The organism is Stappia sp. 28M-7 (assembly GCF_014252955.1).
In the GTDB taxonomy this organism is placed as follows: domain Bacteria; phylum Pseudomonadota; class Alphaproteobacteria; order Rhizobiales; family Stappiaceae; genus Stappia.
Genome location: NZ_JACMIA010000002.1, coordinates 120,086 through 145,135 on the forward strand (window position 1 = coordinate 120,086; position 25,050 = coordinate 145,135).

At 65.6% G+C, this 25,050-nt stretch carries 29 protein-coding genes and 2 pseudogenes; 2 read left to right on the forward strand and 29 right to left on the reverse strand.

What is annotated here, in order from left to right:
- Positions 1-39 precede the first annotated feature (39 nt).
- The 10 genes from H7H34_RS21890 to H7H34_RS21930 form a co-directional block, all read right to left on the reverse strand.
- Positions 40-585, reverse strand: coding sequence for a S26 family signal peptidase (locus tag H7H34_RS21890; RefSeq protein WP_185926728.1), 546 nt, complete (start codon positions 583-585; stop codon positions 40-42).
- The gene (locus H7H34_RS21895; protein ID WP_185926729.1) at positions 582-1,091 is read right to left on the reverse strand and encodes a DUF2840 domain-containing protein; all 510 of its coding nucleotides are present in this window, start codon (positions 1,089-1,091) and stop codon (positions 582-584) included. The genes H7H34_RS21890 and H7H34_RS21895 overlap by 4 nt, the downstream gene beginning before the upstream one ends.
- Positions 1,088-1,336 (reverse strand): hypothetical protein, encoded by a 249-nt coding sequence (locus tag H7H34_RS21900; protein WP_185926730.1) that lies wholly within the window; start codon positions 1,334-1,336, stop codon positions 1,088-1,090. The genes H7H34_RS21895 and H7H34_RS21900 overlap by 4 nt, the downstream gene beginning before the upstream one ends.
- Positions 1,333-1,986 (reverse strand): ParA family partition ATPase, encoded by a 654-nt coding sequence (gene parA / locus H7H34_RS21905; protein ID WP_185926731.1) that lies wholly within the window; start codon positions 1,984-1,986, stop codon positions 1,333-1,335. The genes H7H34_RS21900 and parA overlap by 4 nt, the downstream gene beginning before the upstream one ends.
- Positions 1,983-3,143: a replication initiator protein A gene (locus H7H34_RS21910; protein ID WP_185926732.1), complete on the reverse strand. Its 1,161-nt coding sequence runs from the start codon at positions 3,141-3,143 to the stop codon at positions 1,983-1,985. The genes parA and H7H34_RS21910 overlap by 4 nt, the downstream gene beginning before the upstream one ends.
- On the reverse strand, positions 3,143-3,424 hold the full coding sequence (locus tag H7H34_RS21915) for a helix-turn-helix transcriptional regulator (protein ID WP_107815995.1): 282 nt from the start codon (positions 3,422-3,424) through the stop codon (positions 3,143-3,145). Before H7H34_RS21915 ends, H7H34_RS21910 begins: the two co-directional genes overlap by 1 nt.
- 139 nt (positions 3,425-3,563) lie before the next feature.
- A complete protein-coding gene (locus H7H34_RS21920; protein WP_199258232.1) occupies positions 3,564-4,103 on the reverse strand; it encodes a DUF2285 domain-containing protein in 540 nt (179 codons plus the stop codon).
- Positions 3,997-4,320, reverse strand: a complete 324-nt coding sequence (locus H7H34_RS23590) for a transcriptional regulator domain-containing protein (protein WP_245165610.1) — start codon at positions 4,318-4,320, stop codon at positions 3,997-3,999. Before H7H34_RS23590 ends, H7H34_RS21920 begins: the two co-directional genes overlap by 107 nt.
- Positions 4,321-4,449: 129 nt before the next feature.
- Positions 4,450-4,725 (reverse strand): DNA -binding domain-containing protein, encoded by a 276-nt coding sequence (locus tag H7H34_RS21925; RefSeq protein ID WP_185926734.1) that lies wholly within the window; start codon positions 4,723-4,725, stop codon positions 4,450-4,452.
- A 111-nt stretch (positions 4,726-4,836) separates the two neighbouring features.
- Positions 4,837-5,088, reverse strand: coding sequence for a helix-turn-helix domain-containing protein (locus tag H7H34_RS21930; protein ID WP_081750462.1), 252 nt, complete (start codon positions 5,086-5,088; stop codon positions 4,837-4,839).
- A 2-nt stretch (positions 5,089-5,090) separates the two neighbouring features.
- On the opposite strand from H7H34_RS21930, the gene H7H34_RS21935 reads away from it, so the two are divergent.
- The gene (locus H7H34_RS21935) at positions 5,091-5,249 is read left to right on the forward strand and encodes a hypothetical protein (RefSeq protein ID WP_185926735.1); all 159 of its coding nucleotides are present in this window, start codon (positions 5,091-5,093) and stop codon (positions 5,247-5,249) included.
- A 57-nt stretch (positions 5,250-5,306) separates the two neighbouring features.
- On the opposite strand, the pseudogene H7H34_RS21940 reads toward H7H34_RS21935, so the two are convergent.
- The 5 genes and pseudogenes from H7H34_RS21940 to H7H34_RS21960 all read right to left on the reverse strand — a co-directional run.
- A pseudogene (locus tag H7H34_RS21940) lies at positions 5,307-5,477 on the reverse strand (DUF736 domain-containing protein); the annotation flags it as partial.
- Between the two features lie 164 nt (positions 5,478-5,641).
- Positions 5,642-5,941 (reverse strand): DUF736 domain-containing protein, encoded by a 300-nt coding sequence (locus tag H7H34_RS21945; protein ID WP_185926736.1) that lies wholly within the window; start codon positions 5,939-5,941, stop codon positions 5,642-5,644.
- Between the two features lie 366 nt (positions 5,942-6,307).
- Positions 6,308-7,312, reverse strand: a complete 1,005-nt coding sequence (locus tag H7H34_RS21950; protein WP_185926737.1) for a tyrosine-type recombinase/integrase — start codon at positions 7,310-7,312, stop codon at positions 6,308-6,310.
- Entirely contained in the window at positions 7,309-8,229 is a 921-nt protein-coding gene (locus H7H34_RS21955; RefSeq protein WP_185926738.1) for a tyrosine-type recombinase/integrase, read from the reverse strand. Before H7H34_RS21955 ends, H7H34_RS21950 begins: the two co-directional genes overlap by 4 nt.
- Complete coding sequence (locus H7H34_RS21960) at positions 8,223-9,431, reverse strand: tyrosine-type recombinase/integrase (RefSeq protein ID WP_185926739.1); 1,209 nt, start codon at positions 9,429-9,431, stop codon at positions 8,223-8,225. Before H7H34_RS21960 ends, H7H34_RS21955 begins: the two co-directional genes overlap by 7 nt.
- A 512-nt stretch (positions 9,432-9,943) precedes the next feature.
- Between H7H34_RS21960 and H7H34_RS21965 the strand changes: the two genes are divergently transcribed.
- Positions 9,944-10,243 carry a DUF736 domain-containing protein gene (locus tag H7H34_RS21965; RefSeq protein ID WP_185926736.1) on the forward strand — a complete coding sequence of 100 codons (300 nt, stop codon included), beginning with the start codon at positions 9,944-9,946 and terminating at the stop codon, positions 10,241-10,243.
- Positions 10,244-10,376: 133 nt separating this feature from the next.
- Here H7H34_RS21965 and H7H34_RS21970 read toward each other — a convergent pair.
- From H7H34_RS21970 to radC, 14 genes and pseudogenes are all read right to left on the reverse strand, one after another.
- Positions 10,377-10,535 (reverse strand): annotated as a pseudogene (locus tag H7H34_RS21970) (DUF736 family protein); the annotation flags it as partial.
- A 583-nt stretch (positions 10,536-11,118) separates the two neighbouring features.
- Entirely contained in the window at positions 11,119-11,559 is a 441-nt protein-coding gene (locus H7H34_RS21975) for a hypothetical protein (RefSeq protein WP_173933189.1), read from the reverse strand.
- Between the two features lie 151 nt (positions 11,560-11,710).
- Complete coding sequence (locus H7H34_RS21980) at positions 11,711-12,637, reverse strand: DUF2493 domain-containing protein (protein WP_173933191.1); 927 nt, start codon at positions 12,635-12,637, stop codon at positions 11,711-11,713.
- A 302-nt stretch (positions 12,638-12,939) separates the two neighbouring features.
- A complete protein-coding gene (locus H7H34_RS21985; RefSeq protein WP_185926740.1) occupies positions 12,940-13,980 on the reverse strand; it encodes a DUF7146 domain-containing protein in 1,041 nt (346 codons plus the stop codon).
- Positions 13,980-18,302 (reverse strand): strawberry notch family protein, encoded by a 4,323-nt coding sequence (locus tag H7H34_RS21990; RefSeq protein ID WP_185926741.1) that lies wholly within the window; start codon positions 18,300-18,302, stop codon positions 13,980-13,982. Before H7H34_RS21990 ends, H7H34_RS21985 begins: the two co-directional genes overlap by 1 nt.
- 148 nt (positions 18,303-18,450) lie before the next feature.
- Positions 18,451-19,095, reverse strand: coding sequence for an antitoxin of toxin-antitoxin stability system (locus H7H34_RS21995; RefSeq protein ID WP_185926742.1), 645 nt, complete (start codon positions 19,093-19,095; stop codon positions 18,451-18,453).
- A complete protein-coding gene (locus tag H7H34_RS22000) occupies positions 19,088-19,504 on the reverse strand; it encodes a hypothetical protein (protein WP_185926743.1) in 417 nt (138 codons plus the stop codon). Before H7H34_RS22000 ends, H7H34_RS21995 begins: the two co-directional genes overlap by 8 nt.
- A 66-nt stretch (positions 19,505-19,570) precedes the next feature.
- The gene (locus H7H34_RS22005) at positions 19,571-20,128 is read right to left on the reverse strand and encodes a hypothetical protein (protein ID WP_185926744.1); all 558 of its coding nucleotides are present in this window, start codon (positions 20,126-20,128) and stop codon (positions 19,571-19,573) included.
- Positions 20,129-20,328: 200 nt separating this feature from the next.
- A complete protein-coding gene (locus tag H7H34_RS22010; RefSeq protein WP_185926745.1) occupies positions 20,329-20,493 on the reverse strand; it encodes a hypothetical protein in 165 nt (54 codons plus the stop codon).
- A 432-nt stretch (positions 20,494-20,925) separates the two neighbouring features.
- Positions 20,926-21,231: a hypothetical protein gene (locus H7H34_RS22015; RefSeq protein WP_185926746.1), complete on the reverse strand. Its 306-nt coding sequence runs from the start codon at positions 21,229-21,231 to the stop codon at positions 20,926-20,928.
- Positions 21,232-21,292: 61 nt separating this feature from the next.
- Positions 21,293-21,712, reverse strand: a complete 420-nt coding sequence (locus tag H7H34_RS22020) for a DUF6915 family protein (protein ID WP_185926747.1) — start codon at positions 21,710-21,712, stop codon at positions 21,293-21,295.
- Positions 21,713-21,723: 11 nt separating this feature from the next.
- Positions 21,724-22,203 carry a DUF6878 family protein gene (locus H7H34_RS22025; protein ID WP_185926748.1) on the reverse strand — a complete coding sequence of 160 codons (480 nt, stop codon included), beginning with the start codon at positions 22,201-22,203 and terminating at the stop codon, positions 21,724-21,726.
- A 100-nt stretch (positions 22,204-22,303) separates the two neighbouring features.
- On the reverse strand, positions 22,304-24,439 hold the full coding sequence (locus H7H34_RS22030) for a ParB/RepB/Spo0J family partition protein (protein WP_185926749.1): 2,136 nt from the start codon (positions 24,437-24,439) through the stop codon (positions 22,304-22,306).
- Positions 24,440-24,557: 118 nt separating this feature from the next.
- The gene (radC, locus tag H7H34_RS22035; RefSeq protein WP_185926750.1) at positions 24,558-25,046 is read right to left on the reverse strand and encodes a RadC family protein; all 489 of its coding nucleotides are present in this window, start codon (positions 25,044-25,046) and stop codon (positions 24,558-24,560) included.
- Positions 25,047-25,050 lie beyond the last annotated feature (4 nt).

Consider the following 25,050-nt stretch of genomic DNA (forward strand, 5'->3'; position numbering starts at 1 on the left):
GACCGGGAACGGGCGGCATGTCCGCTCCCGTGCAGGCGTTCACCGCGTTGACGCCTGCGGTTCGAGGCGGCCGTCGCCGTTCTCGTCGGTCCAGATCGGCACGACGCGCGCGGTGACGGATGCGAGGGGGAGCGGCCCGAAATACCGGCCGTCCATGCTGTCTTCAGTGTCCCAGTTCATCAGGAACACTTCGCCATTGGAGATCACCCGGCAGCCCTGCCAGGAAGGCAGTTGGCGGCCCCGGCTGTCGCGTTCGCGGGCTTCGCCATAGACGTGATCGTAAGCCGTGATCTGAGCGCCATCCCGGCACACCTGGGTGCCGGGGAGCGCCAGAACGCGCTTGATCAGGGGAACGCCGCGCGGGAGATAGCGGCGCGCGTCGAGGAAGCCCGCGAGATCGTCCGGCGGCATGACCGCAACAAGATCGCCGACCTCGAGCCGCCCCACAGGGCGAACGGAATAGAGGCCGATCGGCGCGCTGGCCGACGCATTCCAGATGAAGCGGGGACCGTGCCCGGTCAAATGCGGCGCGACGATCAGCGCGCCCGCCGCCGCCATGGTCCAGACAATGGCGCGGCGGCTCATGGCTGGACGCTCCGCCGTTTCAGCCAGGCGCGGTGCTGCGTTGGCGAATAGGGACGCGGCCGTTCGCCGGCGGCGAGCCGATTGTGGACGTGCCGCCAGTGATCGGGCGAAACCTCCACCGCATCGATACCCGCCGCTTCGATCACGTCGATGATCTGAAGCATGCGCTCCACCTTGGGCCAGCCATGTGTTCGCAGGAGGAGGACGCCGCCGGGATCGACGAACGGCACGGTCTGATAGGCTTCACCCGCTCGCGGGGCGCACAGGATGTCGAGCCGGGACTCGACCGTTCCATGTTCGTTGGCGGCCCAGCGAACGAGCGCGAAACTGGAGCCCGGCCGGAAGGAGAGGACACGCCGGCGGCGGTCCAGGATCTCTTCACGCACAGCCATGCCGAACCTGATCCAGTGTTCGACCGACTTCTCGACCCAGATCAGCTCAACACGAGTGAACCGGTCGGCCATTTGCGCAGAGCGCGCCTGACTGGGTGTCGTGCTTGGGGTCATTCGGCATCTCCGCTGGTTGGGGGAAATTCCCGCGCGAGGAGCGCGCGCAGCATGTCGGCGACGGTCGTGCCGCGCCGGAAGGCCGCGATCTTGATCCGCCCCCGCATCTCGGGCGTCACGTCGATGGTCAGGCGGGCGGTGTTCGTGGCCGCATCGCCGTCTTGCGGGGGCGGTCCGGCCTTGACCCATTGTTCGGGACCGGCTGGCCGGGTCGCGAAGCCCTTCCTGTTTGCCCGGGCGCTCATGATGCGCTCCGGGGACTGCCGAGATGCGCGACCTCGGCCGCCAGCGCGGAGATTTCGCGCGCGGCCAGGCTCTCATGGTCGAGTTCCCGGACGATCCGTCCGGACTGCGCAGCGGCGGCGAAAGCGATCCGCTGACCAATGCGACTGGCCAGGGCCGGTGGGTCATGATCCGCGAGCGTTTCGGCCGTATCTCGCGCCAGCACAGTGCGCGCCCCGCATCGGTTCAGGACGAAGCGAGCGACCAGTTCCGGCCGGTAGATGCGCGCCTCCGATATCAGCGCCAGCATTTCCGCAGACGCCCAGCCGTCGAAGGGCGACGGCTGCACCGGGATCAGCACCATGTCCGTTGCCAGCAGCGCTGAGCGCATGAGTCCGGCCACACGCGGCGGCCCATCGATGACGACGAGATCGGCATCCCTGGCCAGCGCGGGGGCTTCGCGATGAAGTGTGTCTCGGGCGAGACCGATCACGCTGAACAGGCGTGGCAGCCCCTCGCGAGCGCGCATCTCGGACCAATCGAGCGCCGAGCCTTGCGGGTCAGCGTCGATGAGGATGACCCGCCGTCCTTGCATGGCCCACTCGCCCGCAACAGCAAGCGCCAGCGTCGTCTTCCCGACGCCGCCCTTCTGATTGAGCAAGGCGAGGATCATGACGCGCCCCCCGAAGGATCTTCGAAAGGCGGAGTCGGAGTACGCGGTCGGGCGGCGCGCTCGTCGACAACGGCGCTGCGATCCAGGGATTGGCGCTTGTCGCCGGACGTCACTTTCAGCGCATTGCCGACCTTCACGATGAGCTTTTGCACATCGCGTCTGCGCTCTTCAAAGTTAGATTCTTCGTTAGACTCTAAGTTAAGGGCGCGATTTTCGAAGCGATTTCCATGCGTTACGCCCTGTTTGGGTTCCCGATAGCACGAGCCCTGGGTTCCCGATAGCACGATAGTGCGGGTTCCCGATGGCACGAGGCCATCCACAGGTTTTCCACAGGCCGGGCTGGGCTCGAAGGCCAGCAACATCCGGCCGCCGTATTCGATCTCGGTGAACAGCGTGTAGCCGGGGAGCGGCTGGCGCCGAATGATGTCGCGCAGCTCGAAGGCGAAGCGCTTGAACGGCGACAGGCTGCCCGATTTCTGGTGAAGGTGGCGGAAGTCGAAGCGCCAGCCGTCCTTCTGCCGGCCGCCATGCTTGCGGACGAGACGGTAGAGCCAGCGTTCGAGTCCGCCAGTCAGATCGAAATAGGCCCTGTCGATCGTGAGGATGAGCGCATCGTCGAGGACGGCCTGGTAGAACCAGTCCGGGACGATCATCTCGACGCCGTCGGGTCGGCCGTTGCGGTTGGTTCGCTCCTGCCACTCGTTGATCCAGGAGAAGCGGTGGCGGCGTCCTTTGGCCGTCTGACGCAGCGTGGTCGATATCGTTGTGGATTGCAGCCGGTCCAGTGCGGCCTTCAGGCGCCGGTAGTCTCGCAGGCTGGTGCCGCGGCCGATGAAGGTGAGAATCTCGTAGGGCGTCGCCATCATAAGCCGCGAGGTTCGCAGTCCGGCATCGCGTGCCTCCACGATCTGGCTCGCGGCCCAGATCAGGATGTCGGCGTCCCAGATGGTCGCCATCCCGTGATCGGGGACCGCCTCGACGCGGATCGAGACGGCTCCCGCGCTGAAGTCGATCGGCGCAACGCGATGGGACTTTGAAAGGGAGAAGAAGGGATAGGCCATGAGATCCTGCGCGTCTCGTGGCGCGAAATCTCCCGGAAGCGCTCTGAACAGATCGAGCTGCCCGCGCTCCGACAGGGTTCGACGCCGTCCTGTCATCAGCGGGCGGAGCGAACCGCCCGCGGTGAGGCCGGCGGCATCTGCCGCTTGGGCGGAACCAGCTGGCCGCGCGGATCGGTGGTGGAGGTCACCGCGCCGCGGTCGGCCCAGGCTTTGAGATCATCGACGGAATAGACGACGCGCCCGCCGAGCTTGTGATAGGCGGGACCAGTACCGTAGGTGCGGTGTTTCTCGAGTGTCCTGGCGGACAGGCTGAGAAATGCAGCCGCCTCTTTCGTGCGTAGGTAGCGCGGCGGCAGAACGGCGGGATCGGGATGCATGGATCGAGCCTCCGTGGGGTTGCGGGACGCCGCAGAGGACCAGCGGCGATTTGCGACCACGGTGGCGGAGAAAGATCGGCGGGGTGGATGGGGAAGATTGGGGGCGAAGAATCCCCACCCCCCGGGCAGAGCGGCGGATTCAGGCCTTGCGCTTGTGCCGGAGCAGCCTGCGGTAGCCGCCTTCGATCAGGGCGGTGGCGCTTTCGATCAGTCCGATGACCGTGTCGCGGAGCGCGGATGTTCGCCAGGGCTCCGAGGCGATGCGCTCGGAACCGAACATGGCAATCGCGATTTCCCGGTAGGTGGCGCCGTTGCTGCGGCCATCGGCCGCCTGCATCATCTGTCGCATCCGCCGTCGCTGATAGGGTGTCACGCGCGCGTCGTGCGGGACTGGCCCTGCGTTTGCGGCATGCCATAGACGGAGAACGGCCTGAAGTCGGTCGGGTAGATCGCTGTCGAGGGGCAGAACGATGGAGGATGGGCTGCCGACGTCGCAGCCGGTCAGATAGAGGAGTTGCGCGTCGGTATAGGCCTCGTGAATCGCGTACAGGCCCTCCGGGCCTTCGCGGCCGTCAGCAGGCGCGAGCGGAGGCGGTGACGGCAGGAACGACGGCGCGGTGTCGATGAGCAGAACGGCCGGATTGACGAGCGGCGACCAGACGACCTGTTGTTCGAGCATGGAAAGGCTCGGTCGGGCCGGGAAATCGCAACCCCCATAGATGCTGGGCGTCATGGGTGTAGGGGTTTGTCTCCGCATTCATGGCGGCGAGTTCTGCGAAATGCTCCTGATAAGGTTCGGAGCGGCGCAGGCATTCCCAGGCAAGGCCCTCGACCGAGAGGCTGTCGTAGAACTCGTAACGATCACTTTCGCTCCACTGGGATGTGTCTGGTCGCATCCTCCCCTCCTCGCTCTGTCGGAACGGTCGAGTTGTTCAACGATTCCAGCATCATCCGCATGCGGGAAGATCGAGGGATGGCATTGAGCGATGCCGGTTTGGCATCGCTTCACGGCCCCGCCTCACGGGTCAATGCCGGGGCGCGGATTGCCACAGGAGGTGGCGATATCCGGTTTGGGTCATCCATCTCGCTCGCGCCAGATGGCTGTCATGGACGCGGCGCGCGCGCGCCGGCTCTAGGCGAGGGTCAATCCCGAACAGGACCTCCACCGCTTCGGTCCACTCGGCACCGTCCGCGGCGGCGTCCAGGAGCCGCATGTAAAGCTTGATGTGCGTCCGGTCGTAGGCCGTCAGTTCCTCGACATCGGGAGCATCATCCTCGAATGGTTCGATCATCGAGGACATGCCGGCCGCTCCAGGGACAAAATAGCCGTCGGGTGAATGGCTCGCGAGCGGTCACAGATTGTAGCTGACGGCGAAAGACGCGCTCGCGCGGGCCAAGTATTCCCCGACCCTTTACCGGCGTCCTTTCTCGTCGCGATCATGAACAAGCAGCACTCCCTGTCCGCGTTCGGTCGACAGGAGAACTATTCCAGCCGCTTCAAGAGCCCGGCGAACCTGATCGCGCGTAGTTTCGTAGACCTCGAGCCGGTTTTCGGATTCGAGGCGCTTTAGCGCTGTCAATGATACACGGGCCTTATCTGCGAGCGTCTCCTGTGTCCAACCCAGTAACGCGCGTGCGGCCCGCGACTGTCGGGAGGTGATCATGCATGATCACCTCCCATCGCGACCGGCGCGCATTCCAGAACTACGACTATAATAGTCGCTTTGCTCCGATCTTCTATCTGAAATCGCAGATCTTGAGCCCGGCTTTGCGTGCGTCCTGGCTCAACGCTTCCGAATCGATTCGGCGGCAGCGGCCGGGGTGACGGCTTTCCTGCGAGCAGGGAGAAGGCCCCGACCTCTCGGCCGGGGCCTTGCGCGCCCTAGTCGCCGTTGCGGCGGTTGGGGCGGGACCAGATGAGGGAGTAACCCTCGCCGTCCTCGTCATCGAAGAGGTTGGCGTAGATCGGAGCGGTGAAGCTCGGATCGTCCAGCTTGAGGCCCAGATAGTCGCGGCCCTCGTTGGAGCGTTTGGACCAGGCGGCGCCGATCTCTGCGTTATGTGGTGCACCACATAAAGTTGATTATGCCGAGAATGGGATTATGCGGAGTGCCAGGTCTTGAGGTCCGGTTTTCCGGCTGTTTCGGCGGATTCCGCTCCGCATAATCGCGGGCTTTGTGGGCGGGCGCCCCGCTGTGAGCGGAGCGCCCTTGGCGGTCATCGCGACCAGATGAGCTTGTGCTCGCCCTTGTCGCCCTGCACGAGGGAGGCGTAGACCGGGGCCGTGAAGGAGGGGTCGTCGAGCTTGAGGGAGAGGTACTCGGCGCCTGTTTCCTTGGCGGTCTTGCTCCAGCCGGCTCCGAACTCGACGCCGTTGGCGGTGACCCGGTGGTCGGGCGCCTTGTCGCTGTCGTGGTCGCAGGGCTTGATGGTGGCCTTGACGTTGAGGGTGAGGGTTTTGATCGTGCCGGCGTAGATGCCGTTTTCGTCGCGGGTGAAGGTGCCAATCTGAGCCATTGTCGTATCTCCTGAGAGTTGTCCGAAGCCGCCCCATGCGGTCTCGATGGCGGTCGAGGGGCGACGGGCCGGACGGCTGCATCCAAGGGACCGCAGCGTGAGCGGAGGACGGCGGCAGCCGAGCTTGTTGCTTCGCGAGGAATGGCCGTCAGGCCAGGGGAAGAAGGTCGGCGGAGCCGTTGCAGGCCAAGGCCGGACCGGCGCCAGACCAGCCCAGATGAGAGGCCGCATGGGGGCTTTGCTGCATTGTCGGCAGAGAACGACACGGGCATTCGGCACCCCATCGGCATGACCGGCGTCACAGGCGGCGGGGCAATCCTCCCCGCCACCATGATCACCATGATCACCATGCCGCGACACGGCAGCTCAGGTTGGCCCTTCCACGTCGGAGAGCAAGGATGCGATCAACGAGTCCGGCGCCTTGAACCGGCCACGCCTCAGCTCCGGAGGAACGACCGCCTCTACCGCTTCCAGCTTCTCGGAGGGATCCATGCGCAGGTATACCTCCGTCGTGCGGATATCGGCATGACCGAGCCAGAGTGCGACCTTCCGGATGTCGTGGGTGGCCTGCAGCATGATCACGGCACAGCTATGCCGGAGCTGATGTGGAGAGACGCGACGATCGCGCAGCGATGCGCAGGTCTCGGCCGCTTTGCGGACGTGCTTGTCGAGAACATATTCGAAGCCCGCTCGGGTCATCGGCTCGCTTCGGGCGTTGACGAAGAGCTCCGGCACGGGAATGTCGCCCCTGACACCGAGCCACGACCGAAGATCGCGCGCGGTTTCCTTCCAGAGTGGCAGGCATCGTTCCTTGCGACCCTTTCCCCGGATCGTCACGCTCGCGCCTTGCTGGAGCGAGAGGTTTCTGGTCAGGGTTCCGATCAGTTCGGAGACCCGCAAGCCGCCGGCAAAGCACAGATGCATCATTGCCCTGTCGCGCGCGCCGGATCGGGTCGTAATATCGGGGGCATTCAGGATCGCGCGAACCTCATCCATCGTCAGATGACGGATGAGTTTCTGATCGTGGCGTTTGACCGGGATCGCATGGATCCTGCCGATCTGCTCCAGGGCCGACGGCACCCGGTATTCGACATAGCGCATGAACGCCTTGACGGCGGCGAGCCTCAGGTTGCGCGTGGAGACGCTGTTGCCGCGATCCTGCTCGATATGCGTCAGGAACGCCACGATCATCGGCGCATCGAGGTCCTCGATCGCAAGCTGCGACGGCCGGGTTCGCAACCGTCTCGCGGCGAAGTCGAACAGCAGCTTGAAGCTGATGGCATAGGTCTCGCAGGTCTGCGGGCTGAAGCCTCGCTGATTGGGCATGTAATCGCGCAGGAAGCTGGTGATGAGCGGTGCGAGTTGCGTCATGTGGCGCTCTCCCCGACCAGCATTTCCGCGGCCGTGGCGATATCCGCCATCAACTCCGGCGTCGTTTCCAGATACCAGTAGGTGTTCCGGACATCGACATGGCCGAGATAAGTCGACAAGGCGATGAAGTGCCTGGCAACCGCACGACGCTCTGCGCCGCATTGCTCCAACACCCGTGTCGCGAAGGTATGGCGAAGGTCATGGATGCGGGGCTGTCGCCTTCGCTCCGGCGTGATCCCCGCACGGCGCAGGATGCAGCGGAACGTATAGTTGACCGTGGTGTGGCACATCTCGCGATGCTGGACGGACGTGAACAGCCAGGGACTTTCGGATGCATATTGACGACGAAGCGCGAGATAGCGATCGAGCGCCTCGACGACCGTGGCATGCAGCGGCACGAGCCGGCTCTTACGGAACTTCGTCTCGCGGATGTGCAACACACCACCCGGCTTGATATCGCACAGCTTGAGCCCGAGCGCCTCACAGACGCGCAACCCTGTTGCCGCGATCAGCCCGAACAGCATTACATAGAGCTGACGCCTCAGGGGATTGGGCTTTTGATGCCTCAGACTGCCGGCCGCATCGAGGATGCGGGCAATTTCGTCCGGGGTGTATATATAGGGAACGGGGCGAGATTCCTGATTCCGTGTAGCGTTGGTGCGCGGGATTTCATGGTGGGGATCCTCGGCATGGAGGAAGCGCGCAAACAGGATGATCTCCGACATGCGCCGGGCGCGTGTGTTCGGCGTGCCTGCGACTGTCTCCAGCCATCGAAGAACCGTTGCTGCCCGGATATGGGTCTCGCCGCGATCGGCGGCAAAGTCCGAGTAGGCAAGAAGATGCCGCTCGGTCTTGACCAGCTTGTAGCCGAGCGTGCGGCGCAGGGCGATGTAGCGGTCGGTGGCGTCCCTCAACATGGCAGCCTCCCGCCCCAGGGCTGGGCGATCTCCGACAGCAGCTCGATATCGACCTTGGCATAGAGCGCCGTGACGGATGGCGAACGGTGCCGCAGTATCGTGCCGACACCGGCAAGGCTCGCGCCATGACGAAGCATCGCGGTCGCAGCGGAGTGCCGAAGCATATGAGCGCCGCGATTCACGCTCTCGATCTTCGCCCGGTCGAGGGCGCGTCGCACCAGGCATTTCACCGCGATGCGCCCCACGGGCCGGATCGGCGCTGTTTCGGTCAGGAACAGGCGCGTCGTCGCAATTCGGGGACGTTCTTGCGCGATATAGGCGAGGATGGCATCTCCAACCTCCTGTGTGAGCGGCAGGTGTTCCTCGCGCCGGCTCTTGCCGGACAGCTTCAGCAGCCCGTTGTGCCAGTCGATGTCGCCGAAGGTGAGATTGGCGACCTCGCTTGCCCTCAATCCCAGGCGGGCAAGCAGGAGGATGATTGCGCGGTCACGTAATCGGCCTTTGTCCTCGCACGAGGCAAGCAGGCGGTCGATATCGGCTTGCCCGAGGAAGCGGGGCACCGTCGCCAACTGCCAGCTTGCGAAGGTCGGAACCGCATGCTCTCGTCCGATCGGACACTGCCCGATCGCCACGAGGTATTTGAGGTAGGCGCGCGTCGCAACGGTGATGCCCCTTGCGCGCGCGATCCCGTGTGGTTTGGCCCGCTCCAGCACGAAGTCGCGAATGGCGGCGGCTGTGTACGCCTCTGGATCCGTTCCGAGTGCCGCAAGCAGATCGGTCAGGGTTTGCTGATAGGTGTCGAGCGTTGAATCCATGATGCCGCGTTGCTCCCGCATCCAATGCCGGAAGGCGGCGAGTTCCGGCCAGGTTTCCTCGAGCGACGGTTCGTGCGCCGGCGGAAGAACGCCTTCATTACGCAGATAGGTGATGAACAGCTTCGCAGCGCCCTTCGGCGCGCGAGCCTTCTTGCTGCCGCGGAACACCGACGCCGAGGCGGCAAGGCCCGCGGCGAGCGTTTCGAGTTCGAAGCCCTTCGCGCGGACCCAATCGGCCCACAATGCGAGCAGGCGCACCACCTCGATGATCGTTGCGGGCGAGTAATTCCGCTCGTTGAGCCAGCCTTTGAAGCCCCCAACATGCGGTTGCAGCCAATTGATCCGGACATCGACGCTCCGGCGATGTCTGCGTTTCCGTTTTGTCATCCTGCTTTCCTTCGAGTTGCTTGTTGACGCCGGAGGGTCCGGCGCATTGAACAAATCGAAGGCGGCGACACTATTCCATGCGATATGCAAGTGCCGGCCCGGATTGAACTCGGAGTACCCGGAAGGGTGTACCGGGAGCGGCTCATGTTGCCGTGTCGCGGCATGGTGATCATGGTGATCATGGTGGCGGGGAGGATTGCCCCGCCGCCTGTGACGCCGGTCATGCCGATGGGGTGCCGAATGCCCGTGTCGTTCTCTGCCGACAATGCAGCAAAGCCCCCATGCGGCCTCTCATCTGGGCTGGTCTGGCGCCGGTCCGGCCTTGGCCTGCAACGGCTCCGCCGACCTTCTTCCCCTGGCCTGACGGCCATTCCTCGCGAACCAACAAGCTCGGCTGCCGCCGTCCTCCGCTCACGCTGCGGTCCTTTGGATGCAGCCGTCCGGCCCGTCGCCCCTCGACCGCCATCGAGACCGCATGGGGCGGCTTCGGACAACTCTCAGGAGATACGACAATGGCTCAGATTGGCACCTTCACCCGCGACGAAAACGGCATCTACGCCGGCACGATCAAAACCCTCACCCTCAACGTCAAGGCCACCATCAAGCCCTGCGACCACGACAGCGACAAGGCGCCCGACCACCGGGTCACCGCCAACGGCGTCGAGTTCGGAGCCGGCTGGAGCAAGACCGCCAAGGAAACAGGCGCCGAGTACCTCTCCCTCAAGCTCGACGACCCCTCCTTCACGGCCCCGGTCTACGCCTCCCTCGTGCAGGGCGACAAGGGCGAGCACAAGCTCATCTGGTCGCGATGACCGCCAAGGGCGCTCCGCTCACAGCGGGGCGCCCGCCCATAAAACCCGCGATTATGCGGAGCGGAATCCGCCGAAACAGCCGGAAAACCGGACCTCAAGACCTGGCACTCCGCATAATCCCATTCTCGGCATAATCGGCGCGGCCGACCAGGACCCGGTGGCTGGGGGCGTTCTCGCCGGTGGCGCGGGTGTCGGGGACGATGCGCACGCCCTTTGCCTGGACGCTGAGGGTGACGATTTCGCCGGTGAATTCGTTCGAGCCGGTCTTCTTGAAGGTGCCGATGGTCGCCATTTTAAGTCTCCGTTTTCCGTTTTCGAGCCCGCACCATTGCGGCCTCGATGGCGATCGACAGGACGGAGACGATCGCTGGCGCACCCCCGCGCAGCAGGGGGCTGGACAGCAAAGGAGGAACTTTCTTGTCTCCGCGAGGAATGACGGTGCCTGCACCGGCAGGGGAAGAAAGTTGTGACGGCGCTGTTGCGCTGAAGCGGTCGAGGCGCAGCCGGTCTTCGGCCAGATCAGGCCATTGAAGAGGCCGTTTGGAGCGGTTGAGAGACAGGCATGGAACGGAGACGATGGCGCCCAGAAGGAACCAGGAAATTGGACCCGACCGGCATCACGGCACTTTCGTCGCCCCTCGTCCCAGGCCGTGCGCGTCCTTCCACCTGAACGGTTGCACCGGCATCGTCCGCGTCACCGGGTTTCAGGATCGGCAGGCGAGTGCCGGAGCTGACATCTTGCGCTACCGTTTCGGCCGCGCGCAGGCCTCACGCCGATCCGGGTCGTACACTCCGATACATCCCCGCCCGCCTGCTGACGGGGATGGCCGGTGTCACGCTGCCCTGGCTGTCCGTCCAACTGCCGCTATGCGTCGTCACGCGCGCGCAAGGTTCCGGTCCGCCGGGCCGGCGGCCGCCCATCCCGCGAGCCGGAGGAAAGCCGTCACGCCCACGGCTATTGCGCCAATGATCGCGAATACGAACTGCCAGGTCTCGGACGGCATCGTGAGTTTGACGATGCCAAGCGTGGCATGGAACCCGGCGAGGACTGCGGGAGCGACAAAGACCAGGGCGATCAGCATGCGCGCCCAGAGCGGGCGGACGAGCATGAGCAGACCCTGCACAACGGCCAGGGTCAGCCCAGCCGCGAGGAGGCCGACGAGCCCTGCGCCGAGCCATCCCGCGCCTGTGCCATAGGCCCAAGTGCCGGCATTCACGCCGAGGAAGAACGGCAGCGCAAAGACCGCGAGGTTGAACAGCAACCAGCACATCGTGCCGATGGCGGCAATGGAAACGAGGATGCCCAGAATGATCATGGTGGCGGCTCCGTGCAAAAGGTTGAACGGTTGCGCCTGCCACCACCTCCACGGCGCAAACGGGAATATAGCATGAACATGCGTGTCTCGGCGAGACGGAATGGCAGGTCCGTTCGCGCGCCTTCGACATGAGAATGTTGGAGGGCAGCGCTCATGCGCTGCCCGTGCCGAAGCGATAGACCGGGATGCCCATCTTGCGGGCCTTGTCGGCCAGATTGTCCTGGATGCCGGTTCCGGGGAAGATGATGACGCCGATCGGCATGGTGGCGAGCATCTGGTCGTTGCGCTTGAATGGCGCGGCCTTGGCGTGTTTCGCCCAGTCGGGCTTGAACGCAACCTGCGGAATCTTGCGATTGTTGGCCCAGGTGGCGGCGATGCGTTCTGCGCCTTTCGGCGTTCCGCCGTGCAGGAGGACCATGTCCGGGTGCTTGGCATGGACCTGATCGAGCTTGTCCCAGATCAGCCGGTGGTCGGCCGTGTCCCCACCCGAGAAGGCGATCTTCGGCCCTGCGGGCACCAGCACCTCGTTGTCTGCCCTGCGCTTGGCGGCGAGGAAGTCGCGGCTGTCGATCATCGCCGCGGTCATCTGGCGGTGGTTGACCCGTGAGCCGGAGCGCGGCGACCAGGGCGTGCCGGTGGTGCGCAGGTAGATATCGGCGGCGGTATCGCGGAAGAGCTCCATGCTGTCGCGGCGCTCGATGAGGCTCTGGCCGATGCCGATCAGGGTCTCGAGCTGGACGGATTTGACCTCCGAGCCATCCTGTTCCCGTTGAAGGCGTCTCTGCGCCTGCTCGTTGTCGTCCAGTTTGCGCTCGATCCGCTCGACGGCGCGGTGGAAGGTATTGACCGTGGACCACATGATCTCGTCGAGGTCGAAATCGAGGCTGGTGTCAGCCATGCTGGAAATCAGGGCGTCGAAGATATCGGCGACAGCGGTCTGGATGACGTGATCCTCGGGGGTGATCCGGGGATCTTCCTCGTCCTCCGAGGGACGATAGCCATAGAGTTCGAGATCCTCGATGACGTGGCCCGTCGGGGAGGTGCTGTGATCGGGTTCGAGTTCGTCATGAGCGTGCATGGGATGCGTCCTTCGGCTGGACCGCGACCGTCGCGGCCTTCATGGCGACGACAAGCCCACGGGCGATCCGGTCCGGCAGCCCGAGCCCTGGCGAGGGCCTCGATGGCAAAGCCGGACTATTTTGCCTCGCGCTGCAAAGCCCCGAAGGGGCGGCGGAAAATAGTCCGGCGCCGCCATTGCCGGGCCGGACCGTTTGTGGGCCGCTCGCCCTCTCGAAGGCCGAGGCGCGGTCCCCTGACCGTGATGGTGCAGTCCCATATGCCATGACAAGCCGGACCCCGCCCGATCACACCCCTTCCCGGCTATGCAGTGAGGACCATGAAGCGGCTGACGTCCTCGGGGGCGAGTTGTACCCGCACCTCCGCCCGAAGCGCAGTCAGCCCGCGCATGACGAGATCTTCGTTGATGTCCCCCAGCACGGGCGAGAGCGTGATCGCCTCGATCCCGGCCCCGCGTGCCCGGTCGACAAGGCTATCCCGCGCGCCGTCACCTGCCGGATCGTTGTCGCGGACGATATATAGCCTGCGCAAATCGGTCGGAAATAGGATGGCGGCGAGATGCCCGGCCGAGAGTGCGGACACCATCGGCATCGGGGGCATGGCCTGCCGCAGGGACAATATGGTCTCGATGCCCTCCCCCGCCGCCATGACATCCTGCGCCTCGCCAAAACGGACGGCATTGCCGAGCAGGTCGCCCATCGCCTTGCGCGGCGGATCGATGGGCGCCTTGGCCGAGCCGTCACGGGCGAGCCAGGTCCGGTGCGCGCCGGTGACCTTGCCATTGAGGTCGGTGACCGCGGCGATCATCGCAGGCCAGGTCTCGGTCGGACCATCGCCCTCGGGCCGCCAGTAGCAGTTCGGATGGAACCGAAGATTTGCGACTCCGCGTAAATCCGTAATGCCGCGCTTGCGCAAATACGCTTCTGCGACGCTGCCCGTGATCGGCCGGGTCATGCGCCAGAGCCTGCGCGCGGCCTCGGACGAACCCGATGGCGCCGTCGGCCTTCGCGGCCGGCCTGTATGCGGCCCCGGCTCCGGACGGGGCAGGCTGAGGAACCGTCGGGCCTCCTCGGCGACATCCGCGAAGTCGATCAGGCCGAGGGATTCCCGGATCACGTCGAGCAGGTCGCCATGCTCGCCGGTCGCCGGGTCGGTCCATTTCCCGGCGACACCCTTGGCGCTGTCATGCAAGCGTACGAACATCGAGCGCCCGGCGGTGTTGCGGACGTCACCGACTTGCCAGTAATTGCCCTGCTTGCGCCCGTTCGAGAGATAGAAGCGGCAGACCGCCTCGGCCTGACGGCCGAGACGCTGCGCGAGATCAGTGGCGTCGAGACGGGACATTACGCGGCCTCCCGCTCACCGATGCGCTCGACCGGGAAGCGGTCGAGGAGCCTGGCCGCAATCTCCGGCCCGGATGCGCCCACCGGCACGAAGAAGCGCAGCTTCCACGAGATGATCTCGCTGAAGAGGCCATAGGCGCGCAGGCGCTCCCGCATCGACTCGGTGAAGCCCGAAAGCTCGATGCGGTTCGCACCCATCACGCGGGCGCGGCGCAGCTGCAATCCTTCGGCGAGATCGAAGACCGTGCGGCCTTCCAGCAGTGCGGCATAAACCGCATCGGGCGTCAGACCAGCGGGGACACCGCTGGTCGAGGCGCTGGCGGCCCATGCGGGAGAGACGCGGCGGCCGATGATCCGTTCGCCCTCATCGGTCTGAAGGCGATAGACGCGGGAAGACTCCTGCGGCAGGCGCTTCCAGATCGGCAGCAGCAGACCTGTCACCATATGCAGCGTGCTGTCGGTAAACTCCGGCACCTCGGCGAGTTCGGCCCTCCAGGCCGCGCCGAATGTCTCCCGGTCGACCTCGACCCAATGGGTCTCGCCCATCATGCGTAGGGGGACGTTGTGCGCCTCCATCGGCCGGATCAGCCGGACGCGCCGTTCGATCTCGCCATCGTCCAGCATGACGCTGGTGGTGGGGATCTGGACAGCGGCACGGCCGGAACGCTCATTGACCAGCAGCTTCGCGCGGGGATCGTCAAGTTCGGCCGTCGCTGCATCCAGCGTGACCGGCCGGTTACGCTTGCGCTCGGCAATGGTCAGGAGCCGGGTCTCGGCGCCGGTCGCCGGATGGGTGTAGATTACCTGCCGGTCGGTGACGGTGAAGCTCTCGGCGCGCAGGGTTTCCAGCCCCATATCATAGGCGCCCGAGGCGATGGCCCCGTCGATCCTGGCCTCAAGCAACTGCTCGAAGGCCGAGAACAGGATGCCCTGGAGTTCGATTGTCAGTGCCAGCAGACGGTTGAGGAAGGTGGTGATCGGTGGCAGGTCATCCTTGAGACCATTGCTGTCCATCAGCTTGAGACCGGTGGCAGATTCAAACCGCTCCAGCGGGCAACCCTCCACCTTGCCGCGCACGACCAGCAGATAGAGCTGGCGCAAGGCGTCGCGGGCATAGCTGGATTCCAGATTGTCCTCGGGCCGGAACAGGCCTTGCCCGCCGGTCTGGCGCTGGCCGCGCGTGATGGCGCCCAGCGTATCGAGACGTCGAGCAATGGTGCTGAGGAAACGCTTCTCGGCCTTCACATCCGTTGCGATGGGCCGGAAGAGCGGCGGCTGCGCCTGATTGGTGCGGTTGGTGCGACCCAGCCCCTGAATGGCGGCATCGGCCTTCCAGCCGGGTTCCAGCAGATAGTGAACGCGCAGGCGCTGGTTCCTGGCCGAGAGTTCAGCGTGATAGCTGCGCCCGGTTCCACCCGCGTCCGAGAAGACCAGGATGCGCTTCTGGTCATCCATGAAGGCCGCGGTCTCGGCAAGATTGGCGGAGGGCGCCCGGCTTTCGACAGCGAGGCGTGCTGCCGAACCTTCGCCTCGGCGCACGATACGCCGCGAGCGTCCCGTCACCTCGGCGACCATGTCGGTCCCGAAATGGTGCACGATCTGGTCGAGCGCGCCGGGAACGGGTGGCAGGCTGGCGAGCTGCTCGATCATCTCGTCGCGCCGGGCCACGGCCTCGCGGCTTTCGACCGGCTGGCCGTCGCGGAAAACCGGGCGCGACGACAGATTGCCCTCGCCATCGGTGAAGGGTTCGTAGAGCTGCACCGGGAAGGAATGGGCGAGATAATCGAGGACATATTCCCGCGGCGTGATGTCCACGCGGACGTCATTCCATTCCTCGGTCGGCAGTTCGGACAATCTCCGCTCCATGAGCGCCTCACCGGTCGAGACGATCTGGATGACGGCGGCATGACCCGCCTCCAGATCCTCCGTGATCTGCCGGATCAGGGTCGGCGTCTTCATGCTGGTCAGCAGATGGCCGAAGAAGCGCTGCTTCGCGCTCTCGAAGGCGGAGCGTGCGGCGGACTTGGCCTGCCGGTTCAGTGTGCCCTCGCTGCCGGTGATATTGGCCGCCTCCATCGCGGCATCGAGATGGTTGTGAATGACGGCGAAGGCTCCGGCATAGGCATCGTAGATGCGGCGTTGCTCGCCGCTGAGCCGGTGCTCGACCAGTTCGTATTCGACGCCATCATAGGAGAGCGACCGTGCGGTATAGAGGCCGAGCGCCCGCAGGTCGCGGGCGAGCACCTCCATGGCCGCCACGCCCCCGGCCTCGATCGCCTCGACGAATTCGGCCCTTGTGCCGAACGGGAAGTCGTCGCCGCCCCAGAGGCCGAGCCGCTGTGCATAGGCGAGATTGTGAACCGTGGTGGCTCCGGTCGCCGAGACATAGACCACACGGGCGTCCGGCAGGGCGTGCTGGAGCCGCAGGCCCGCGCGTCCCTGCTGGCTGGCGGCGATATCGCCGCGTTCTCCCTTGCCGCCGCCGGCATTCTGCATAGCATGGCTTTCGTCGAAGATGATGACTCCATCGAAATCGGAGCCCAACCAATCCACGATCTGCCGCACCCGCGAAACCTTCTCGCCGCGGTCGTCGGACCGTAGCGTAGCGTAGGTGGTAAATAGGACGCCTTCGGTGAGTGTGATCTGCTTGCCCTGGGCGAATCGCGAGAGCGGCGTGATCAGGAGCCGCTCCATGCCGAGCGCAGACCAGTCGCGTTGTGCGTCCTCGATCAGCTTGTCGGATTTGGAAACCCAGACGGCCTTGCGGCGACCGCGCAGCCAGTTGTCGAGGATGATACCGGCAGACTGACGCCCCTTGCCCGCGCCGGTGCCATCGCCGAGCATGAAACCCCGACGGAAGCGCACCGCGCCTGCCGCATCCTCGGGCGCCGCGCTGACATTGTCGTAGGTCGCGTCGACGGTCCAGGCTCCCGCCAGATAGTCGGCATGGGCCTCGCCCGCATAGATCACCGTCTCGAGCTGCGCATCCGACAGGCGCTCATGGATGTCGGCGGGCAACATTGGTCGATAGGACGGGCGGGGCGGCGCAACCGAGGCCATGGCGGCGGATTGCACCAGCTTGGTCGGATGCGGCTGCGCACGGGGCATCCGCAGGGATTGCAGTGCATATTCCTCGTAGATGGCGTCCGACAGCCGCGCCCCATCAGGCGGCGTCCAGTCGAGCGTCTCGTAGGTCAGCTCCACGCCGTCAGGATCGCTGGCCGGAGCTGCAACAGTCCGCATCGCAGCCGGGCGGGCGAGATAACCACGCACGGTCTTTGGCGCGGCAGCCGGTGCGGAAACGGCACCCTTCGGCAATGCGACCGGCAGGCGCGGCGGCACCTGCGTCTCGACCCAGTGCAGCAGCGTCGCGACGTCCGGGGCCATGCCCGGCGAGGCGGGGAAGAGCGACGCATCCTCGGCGGGCAGCTTGTCGATGACGGTCAGCCGCGTGTCGATGCTGGTGCCGTGCGGGGCATAGACCGCGCCGTCGACTGTCGCGGTGAACATCACCCGCCCACGTTCCTGCAACCGAGCAAACGCGTCGCGCCAGGCAGGCAGGTCAGGGCCGAAGTTCGCACCCGTGATCGCGACCAACCGGCCGCCGGGGGCAAGCCGGTTGAGCGCCGAGGCGACGTGCCGATAATCCGCATCGGCCATGCGCCCGGTGACATTGGCCATGACCGAGAACGGTGGATTCATCAGCACCACGGACGGGACGGCGTCAGGCACGAGATGATCGTCGATCTGGGCGGCATCGAACCGGGTGACGGGATTGGCCGGAAAGAGGGAGGACAGCAAATTGGCGCGGGTCTCGGCCAGTTCATTCAGGATCAGCGATCCGCCAGCAATCTGGGCCAGGATCGCCATCAGCCCGGTGCCCGCCGAAGGCTCCAGCACCACGTCATCCGGCGTGATCGCGGCCGCGCTCAGCGCCGCGAAGCCCAGCGGTACCGGCGTGCTGAATTGCTGGAAGCTCTGGCTTTCTTCCGAGCGCCGCGTATGCGTCGGCAGCAACCCCGCGATCCTCGTGAGCGCGTCGAGCCGTGCAGCCGGAGCCGCGGCTTTACGGAAAACCGCCTTTCCGTATTTGCGCAGGAACAGGACGGTCGCGACTTCGCAGGCGTCATAAGCCGCCTTCCAGCCCCAGGCGCCGGTGGCGTCGGAGCCTCGACAAGCGGTTTCCATGGCGGCGCGCAGGACTGCTGCGTCAATGCGCTCGCCGCGTTCCAGATGGGGAAGAAGGAGAGTGGCCGCGGCAAGGATCGCCGGCGCAGGGGCAAGCGGCGCGACCGGACCGGCCGCGGGAGAAGCCATGTTCATGGGAGGAAACCTCGGGAGAGCGGGAACGGGAAAGCCCGGTCAGCGCTCTCTCTCGACCGCCCGGACTCGCCCCGTCGCGGCGTTCCTCGGACTCTGAATATCGCCGCACGAGAAAAGCGCCCCGACCAGGCGGTGGGGCGCTTTTCGATCAACCGAAGCGGCGACCGGCCTCGGTGAATGTGTATTCGTTCGAGATGATGGTTTCATCGACAACCTCGTTGGACGAGAGATAGTCGTATTCGCGCTCAAGCTGGCGATAGAGCCAGCGGGCGAGATCGCGCAGCGCCTCGATCACGACCTCTTCGGCATCGGCGGTCATGTCCTGCCAGGCCGGGCTGTCACGCACGACCGAGATCGCCATGCAGTATTCGTGACAATAGTGCCCGCGATGACTGGCCTCGGCGCGCAGCTGGTAGAAGTTGCGCCGCTGGATCGCCTGAAGCATGTCGGCGATCCGGTGCAAGGCATCGTCCTGCGGGGCATAGTCCCGGATGCGTTTCGCCGCACCCTTCGCATAGGACCAGAGGCCTTCATAGCAGGCCCCGTCCCCTTGCGACCAGAAGCCCCGGAACCAGATGCAGGGTTCCTGCCGCGTGCCTCCGCCATAGAGACGAACAGGCCGGGTCTTGAGGGAAATGCCGAGGATTTCCGCGATCCGCTGGAAATCCTCATAGACGGCGTCGTACCAGTCGTAGTCAAAGCCGCCCTCGCGATACCAGGCGCGGGCCTTCTCCTTCGCCGCATCGGAAAGTTCGTCGAGACGGTAGACGGTGGTTTCGATGATCTCAGGCATGAGCGTCGCCTCCGTCCAGCACGGTGGAGAGCCAGCCATCGGTATAGATCCAGTCCACCGTCTCGCCGGTGGCGAGATCGAGCACATGCGCCCCGCCTCCAAAGCCATCGACCCGCGGCTTCGAGCAGGTGTTGGCGAATTGCATGCCCCATCGCCCGGTCAGGCCGAACTCGGCGGCGCAGCGCATGACGAAGCGGATCACATGCTCGGGATCGCCGGTCCCGTCATCGCGCATCCACAAATGCGTGCCGCCATGCTCGGGCTGGATCGACAGCATGAACCCATCCGAGGGCGGGTCCTCGGTGGCGTTCTCGTCAGACAGCGAATTGTAGAGTTCGAGCGCGCGGGCGGCGTTCTCGGGGGTGCCCACATCGAGCAGACAGGAGAAATGGGTGAAATAGTCAGCCATGGCGGCCTCCGGACATGACAAGGCCCGGCGCGAGACCGGGCCGAATGGACAGGAAGGGATGGAAGATCAGGCGGCCCGCGGGAGGCTGAGCAGCTCGGCGGCGGTCTCGCGCCAGAACGCATCGACCAACCGCGCCTCAAGCAGGCTGGCGCGGTGGCGCAGGTCGCGCGCCGATCCGTGTTCCCCACGCCCTGACGCGGCGAAAGCCATGCCGCGCAGACGGCTGGCCTCGGTAACGACACGGCGCGCCTCGGCGTCGGACGCGACCGGCTGCCGCCAGAGGATGATCCCGGCACGGACTTCCCCTGCGAGCACCAGGCCGTATTCGCTGTCCTGAATGACCGCGATGCGCGGCCGGAAGCGCAGCGTGTCGTCGCGACCGGCGTGGATGTCGCCGCGCGACACGCGCAGAATGGCGAGGTCCATGGCCTCTTCGGGGGATTGACGCGTACCGAGCGGCACGGTGCGATCGAATGCGTGGACGTCGTCGCCATCATCGTAACTGGCGGCGCCGACGCAGGTGACGCGCAGCGGCAGCTTTCGCGCATGGCAAAGCGCCGGAAGCACATCAGCGGCGAGAATCTGGCCGATCGAGCGGAAGGTATCGTGGCGGGGAAGGGTCATCGGTGTTGCTCCGCGACGGGCGGCGGAGGCCTCTCCTCCACCTTCCAACCCGTCACGGCCAAACCGGCCCGCACTCTCCCTCTCGTCGCCGAGGGCCTCGGCCCTGGCGCCACCTCCGGCGATGGGTGATCATCGCCAGGGGGAAGGCCCGGGACGCGCTTCCGCGTCCCGCGTGGTCGCGGATGAGGCGCTTTCGCGCCTCAGGCCCATGGATCGAGCTCCAGCTTCACCATGTCCTCATCGCCATCGAACTCGTTGGCGGGCACGGCGCCGTGGGTGCCGTCGCCCGCTTCGAACACGACGATCGAGACCATCAGCGTGGCGGCGAGGCTGGCGGCGAAGGCGGTGGCATCTGCATAGGACATGGGTTCCGGCTCCTGTCTTGGAGGCGGGGGACCATCCCCCGCGCGACAGGCGCCCGAAGTGTCTGACCGGATCTGCACTCACCCTCGCGCGTTCGGGTTCCCCCGAATCCGCGAGGGCGGCACGCGCAGCGTCAAGCCGACCCCTTGGGGTTGAATGCAAAGAAGCGGATCAGACCAAGGTTTGCGTATGGAAGCGGGGGTGGTGCCTTGCATCTGACCGGCTGCCGGAGACCCTTCGCAGATGCCTCGCCCAGCCAGCCCTGCCGCCATGCTGTCCGAGAATCCGTGTTCGTTCAGATCGGGACGGCACCCATTGCCCCATGACATTGGTGGCAGAAAGCCAGGGAATTGGTGAGGCTGGAGGCCCGGTCCATCACTGCCGGCAAAGCGATAACCGACGGCGCCGCAGGGAGGCGGAACCGGCCTTGCCGCTCAGTCCCAGAGCCCATCGGCGATTTCGCGCGCGATCATGGCGCGGGCCTTCATCATCACCTCGTCGCCCGACGTGTCGACATGACCGAAAAACCGCGCCCTGGCGCCATGCGCTGTCCAGTCGGCGTAGCGGCAATATTCGCGGGCATCGAGGCGGAACGCCCGCATGTCCTCGGCCCAATGGGGCTTGGGCTCCACCACCACGGTGACGCCGTCGCGCGTCTCCTCCCAGGGCAGCGAGCGCTCAGCTGGGGGATGGTCGCGGTCCTCGTGGAAGATCTCGTCGATATCGATCAAACCGGTCATTGGGCTCTCCAATGCAAAGCCCGGTCACAAGGACCGGGCGGATCGTGGGGGATGGTCGTGGTCAGGCTGCCCTTGGGCCGGAGCCCGGATGCGGTGGACCGCCGGCGTCCGGCTCACCGTCGACCGCAGCGGCGAAAGGGTCGACCAGCTTGTGAATCGGCTGGGCGCGGCCCATCCAGGGCTGGGGCCGGATCGAACGCACCCAATCGGCAAAGCTCGGAATGAAGCCGAGATCCTCCAGCACATGCTGTTCGCCGATCAATCGGACGGGGACGACGCGGCCGGTCGAGACGGTGACGGTCGGCCCGAAAACCCGCTCCAGCTCGAATATGCCCTGGGCGTGATGGCGCAACGCCCGGTGCCGGAAGTCGGCGGTGATCTCCTTCGATTCATCGAACCACTGATGCAGCGGCAGATAGTCCTCCGCGGTGCCGCCCCATTTGCGCGCCGAGGACAGCGCGTGATGATAACAATGTCCCATTGCCGCCTCCCTCAGAACTGATGCGTGTAGTTTTCGGTGGCGGTGTAGCGCTCATTGTAGTCGAGCGTGATCGCATGCGCCGCCACATCGAAGGTGATGTCGCCATAGGCGCCGTCGGAGTTTTCCCAGCCGCAATGCGTCCGCTCAAGCACGTCATAGGCCAGGCTTTCGATGGCCGTCGCGATCGTGACGATGGATCGTTCCGGCTCGGATTGGCCCCAGACGGCTTGCGCGATCTCGATCGTGCCCTCGGGCATCGCGATCACATGGTCGCCGGACCGGACCTCGACATTCTCGATCTGGCCGGAATCGCCGTAGCCGTCGAAGGTCACGACGACATGCGTGACTCCCGCGGATGCGAGAGCATCGAGCAGCACGCCCTTGTTCAGCTTGAACAGCTCGGCCTCGAGTTGGGCACGAAGGGCATCCAGCGTCCTCCACTCGGAGAGCGGCGGGCAGGCGTCGGGGACGGTTTCAGTATCGTCGGTCATCGGTAGCTCCTGAAGCGAATGTGCCCGGCGCGGTGGCCGGGCGGATGGAAAATCGAGAGGGAAGATGCGGGGCGGCCGAAGCCGACCCCGCAGGCGGAGGTCATTCAGCGGCGACCATGTGCTGCTCCTCCTCCTCGACGAGGTCTTCATCCTCGCCATCACGTGCCAGGAACTCTGGCAGGTCGTCGGCCTCGACATCGGCGGAGGCCATAGCGTCGGTCTCCGCGCTGGGGTCGATCATGCGCAGCGGCTCCGGCAGCCAGCCGGTTTCCGCGAGCAGTCGCTCAGCCTCCTTCGCCATGTCGCCCTTCTTCAGGTGGTCGATAAGCTCGGCCGCCCGTTCGCCCGCCCCCTCGCGCACAGCTTCGAGAATGCGCGGCTTGGTCACGCGGCCCAGATAGTTCGCGACCGTCGGCCGCCAGCCCACCGCCACCATGTCGAGTCCGGTTGCTCGCGCCAGCCGGTCGGCCTGCGCCAGCCGCACGTCAAGGCCGTGCTGGCTGACTCCCATGCCGCCATAGGGGTTCGGCTTCTCGTAGAGCGCGTTGACGCCAAAGCTCACGCAATGGGCGAGAAGCTCCATGCGGGAGTCCTCGTCGAGATCGGCCAGCCAGTCCCAGAGCGCCGCGTCATCTGCGGGGATATGATCGCCCCAGCGTTCGTGCCGTTCGGCTACCGCCCGCGCCGAGGCGCTGTCGCGCAGATCCTCGGCCTGCGCCGGGAAATGCACCTCGCGGACCTGGGCCTCGATGCAGCCCCGCGTCGAATGCGGGAGGAATGTGTCCGTGACCAGCCGGTGCAAAAGCGCGGTCATGGCGACATGGGGCTTCGTCGCCACGGCATCTCGGAGCGCCAGTGTACGATGCGCAGTCAGTTCGCTGACCAGGCGGTCGGGAAGCGGCCGGATCGTCTCGACCTCATCCTCCTCCTCGTCTGCCTCGGTGGATCCGCCAGCCGTCATCACGGCGCGCTGGACGCCAGCCGGCTGATCGCCCTCGGTCGCCGTGCCCGCATCGTCAGCGCCATCGCCGCCCTCGGGCTCGACCGTCCCCTCATCCTCGGGCCGGACATAGCCACGCTCGACCAGCAGCGTTCCATCGGAGTCGATGCTGACGAAGGCGCCGGCCCGGGCCATCTGCTCGGGCGCATAGGTCATGGGACGGCGACCGTAGGCCTCCAGCGCCTCTTCGATCTCACCGAGGCGCTGGTCGACCTCGTCGGGAAGCTCGTCCGCCTCGGAATATGCGGCCTCGAGCCGGTCGTATTCGTCGCGCAGCGCTTCGCGGGTCGCGCGTTCCTCCTCGGTCAGGTCGACCGTGGCGCCGACGAGTTCCCGCAATCCGTGTTCATGACCATAGGGAAAGGTCACGGCGATCTCGATCCATTTCCAGCCCTCGGCGGCGACGGTCTCGGCCTCGGCCTTGAGCTTCTCGCTGACGAGACGGTCGAGCAGGACGGCGTCCTGAAGCCAGCCGCCATCGTCGGACTGGAAGAGATCGCGGAGCACATAGCCGCCCGCATCTTCATAGGCCGCGATGCCGACGAATGCCGCCCGCTTGTCCGATGCCCTGACCGTGGTCTCGGTCATCAGGCGGCGGATGTAATAGGGTTCCTTCTGCCAGCCGTCCTTGATCGCCTCCCAGACCTGCTCCTGGCGCGCATGGTCCTCCGAGATGGTGAAGGCCATGAGCTGTTCGAGGGTCATGCCGTCCTCGGCATAGATGTCGAGCAGCGCGGGAGAGACCGAGGCCAGGCGCAGGCGCTGTTTCACGATCTTGACGTCGACGAAGAAGGCCGCCGCGATTTCCTCCTCGGTCATGCCCTTCTCGCCCATCGCCTGGAAGGCGCGGAACTGGTCGAGCGGATGCAGCGGCGCGCGCTCGACATTCTCGGCGAGCGACACCTCGTCGATCAGGATGTCGGCGCCGGCCTCCGACACGACACAGGGCACCGGGGCGGTCTTGTTGAGGCGCTTCTGCTTCACCAGCAGTTCCAGCGCCCGGTAGCGGCGGCCGCCGGCGGGCACCTCGAACATGCCGGTCTCCTTGCCCTCGGCATCGACCACCGGCCGGACATGCAGCGACTGGATCAGGCCGCGCCGGACGATGGACTCGGCCAGTTCTTCGACCGAGACGCCGGCCTTCACGCGCCTGACGTTCGACTGGGAGAGCACGAGCTTGTTGAAGGGGATGTCGCGCGAGGACGACAGGGTGATCTTCTGAACGGCAGTAGCCATGTTCTTCACTCCATGACGGACGCCGGGGAGCCTCTCTCTCCGGCAACCAGCCCGTCGCGAACTCCCCATCCCTCCTTTCACTCTCCCGGCCCCGTGCCGGCGCAATTCCCCTTGACCGTCAGATCTCGCCTCGGGCGCGCAGGCTGGTCTCCCGGCCGGCGCCGGTGATGATGTGGTCATGCAGAGTCACACCCAGAGCCGCGCAGGCTTTCTGGATCTCCCTCGTCATCGCGAGATCGGCGGCGGAGGGTTCGGGATCGCCGGCCGGGTGATTGTGGACGATGATCAGCGCGGAGGCGTTGAGTGCCAGGCTGCGCCGCAGCACCTCGCGCGGATAGACCGGGACATGATCGATCGTGCCGATGGCGAGGCATTCGTCCGAGATGAGCCGGTTCTTCCGGTCGAGATAGAGGACGTGGAAGCGCTCGACCTCGCCGCGGATGGTGAGGGCGCAATAGTCCAGAACCGCCTGCCAGGAGGACAGGACCGGGTTCTGGTTGAGGTGGCGCAGCAGGATCTGGCGGGCTTCATAGACCACGGCCTGCTCCTGGGCCGAGAACCGGGGAGGCTGCGGGTCGCTGGCGGGTTTCCTCAGATGTCGCGTCATGTTC

What these genes read in the sequence shown, in the direction of transcription:
- H7H34_RS21890 (WP_185926728.1), bottom strand. Translation starts at nt 585, where the DNA reads ATGAGCCGCCGCGCCATTGTCTGGACCATGGCGGCGGCGGGCGCGCTG.
- H7H34_RS21895 (WP_185926729.1), bottom strand. Translation starts at nt 1,091, where the DNA reads ATGACCCCAAGCACGACACCCAGTCAGGCGCGCTCTGCGCAAATGGCC.
- H7H34_RS21900 (WP_185926730.1), bottom strand. Translation starts at nt 1,336, where the DNA reads ATGAGCGCCCGGGCAAACAGGAAGGGCTTCGCGACCCGGCCAGCCGGT.
- parA (WP_185926731.1), bottom strand. Translation starts at nt 1,986, where the DNA reads ATGATCCTCGCCTTGCTCAATCAGAAGGGCGGCGTCGGGAAGACGACG.
- H7H34_RS21910 (WP_185926732.1), bottom strand. Translation starts at nt 3,143, where the DNA reads ATGACAGGACGGCGTCGAACCCTGTCGGAGCGCGGGCAGCTCGATCTG.
- H7H34_RS21915 (WP_107815995.1), bottom strand. Translation starts at nt 3,424, where the DNA reads ATGCATCCCGATCCCGCCGTTCTGCCGCCGCGCTACCTACGCACGAAA.
- H7H34_RS21920 (WP_199258232.1), bottom strand. Translation starts at nt 4,103, where the DNA reads ATGCTCGAACAACAGGTCGTCTGGTCGCCGCTCGTCAATCCGGCCGTT.
- H7H34_RS23590 (WP_245165610.1), bottom strand. Translation starts at nt 4,320, where the DNA reads ATGCGACCAGACACATCCCAGTGGAGCGAAAGTGATCGTTACGAGTTC.
- H7H34_RS21925 (WP_185926734.1), bottom strand. Translation starts at nt 4,725, where the DNA reads ATGTCCTCGATGATCGAACCATTCGAGGATGATGCTCCCGATGTCGAG.
- H7H34_RS21930 (WP_081750462.1), bottom strand. Translation starts at nt 5,088, where the DNA reads ATGATCACCTCCCGACAGTCGCGGGCCGCACGCGCGTTACTGGGTTGG.
- H7H34_RS21935 (WP_185926735.1), top strand. Translation starts at nt 5,091, where the DNA reads ATGATCACCTCCCATCGCGACCGGCGCGCATTCCAGAACTACGACTAT.
- H7H34_RS21945 (WP_185926736.1), bottom strand. Translation starts at nt 5,941, where the DNA reads ATGGCTCAGATTGGCACCTTCACCCGCGACGAAAACGGCATCTACGCC.
- H7H34_RS21950 (WP_185926737.1), bottom strand. Translation starts at nt 7,312, where the DNA reads ATGACGCAACTCGCACCGCTCATCACCAGCTTCCTGCGCGATTACATG.
- H7H34_RS21955 (WP_185926738.1), bottom strand. Translation starts at nt 8,229, where the DNA reads ATGTTGAGGGACGCCACCGACCGCTACATCGCCCTGCGCCGCACGCTC.
- H7H34_RS21960 (WP_185926739.1), bottom strand. Translation starts at nt 9,431, where the DNA reads ATGACAAAACGGAAACGCAGACATCGCCGGAGCGTCGATGTCCGGATC.
- H7H34_RS21965 (WP_185926736.1), top strand. Translation starts at nt 9,944, where the DNA reads ATGGCTCAGATTGGCACCTTCACCCGCGACGAAAACGGCATCTACGCC.
- H7H34_RS21975 (WP_173933189.1), bottom strand. Translation starts at nt 11,559, where the DNA reads ATGATCATTCTGGGCATCCTCGTTTCCATTGCCGCCATCGGCACGATG.
- H7H34_RS21980 (WP_173933191.1), bottom strand. Translation starts at nt 12,637, where the DNA reads ATGCACGCTCATGACGAACTCGAACCCGATCACAGCACCTCCCCGACG.
- H7H34_RS21985 (WP_185926740.1), bottom strand. Translation starts at nt 13,980, where the DNA reads ATGTCCCGTCTCGACGCCACTGATCTCGCGCAGCGTCTCGGCCGTCAG.
- H7H34_RS21990 (WP_185926741.1), bottom strand. Translation starts at nt 18,302, where the DNA reads ATGAACATGGCTTCTCCCGCGGCCGGTCCGGTCGCGCCGCTTGCCCCT.
- H7H34_RS21995 (WP_185926742.1), bottom strand. Translation starts at nt 19,095, where the DNA reads ATGCCTGAGATCATCGAAACCACCGTCTACCGTCTCGACGAACTTTCC.
- H7H34_RS22000 (WP_185926743.1), bottom strand. Translation starts at nt 19,504, where the DNA reads ATGGCTGACTATTTCACCCATTTCTCCTGTCTGCTCGATGTGGGCACC.
- H7H34_RS22005 (WP_185926744.1), bottom strand. Translation starts at nt 20,128, where the DNA reads ATGACCCTTCCCCGCCACGATACCTTCCGCTCGATCGGCCAGATTCTC.
- H7H34_RS22010 (WP_185926745.1), bottom strand. Translation starts at nt 20,493, where the DNA reads ATGTCCTATGCAGATGCCACCGCCTTCGCCGCCAGCCTCGCCGCCACG.
- H7H34_RS22015 (WP_185926746.1), bottom strand. Translation starts at nt 21,231, where the DNA reads ATGACCGGTTTGATCGATATCGACGAGATCTTCCACGAGGACCGCGAC.
- H7H34_RS22020 (WP_185926747.1), bottom strand. Translation starts at nt 21,712, where the DNA reads ATGGGACATTGTTATCATCACGCGCTGTCCTCGGCGCGCAAATGGGGC.
- H7H34_RS22025 (WP_185926748.1), bottom strand. Translation starts at nt 22,203, where the DNA reads ATGACCGACGATACTGAAACCGTCCCCGACGCCTGCCCGCCGCTCTCC.
- H7H34_RS22030 (WP_185926749.1), bottom strand. Translation starts at nt 24,439, where the DNA reads ATGGCTACTGCCGTTCAGAAGATCACCCTGTCGTCCTCGCGCGACATC.
- radC (WP_185926750.1), bottom strand. Translation starts at nt 25,046, where the DNA reads ATGACGCGACATCTGAGGAAACCCGCCAGCGACCCGCAGCCTCCCCGG.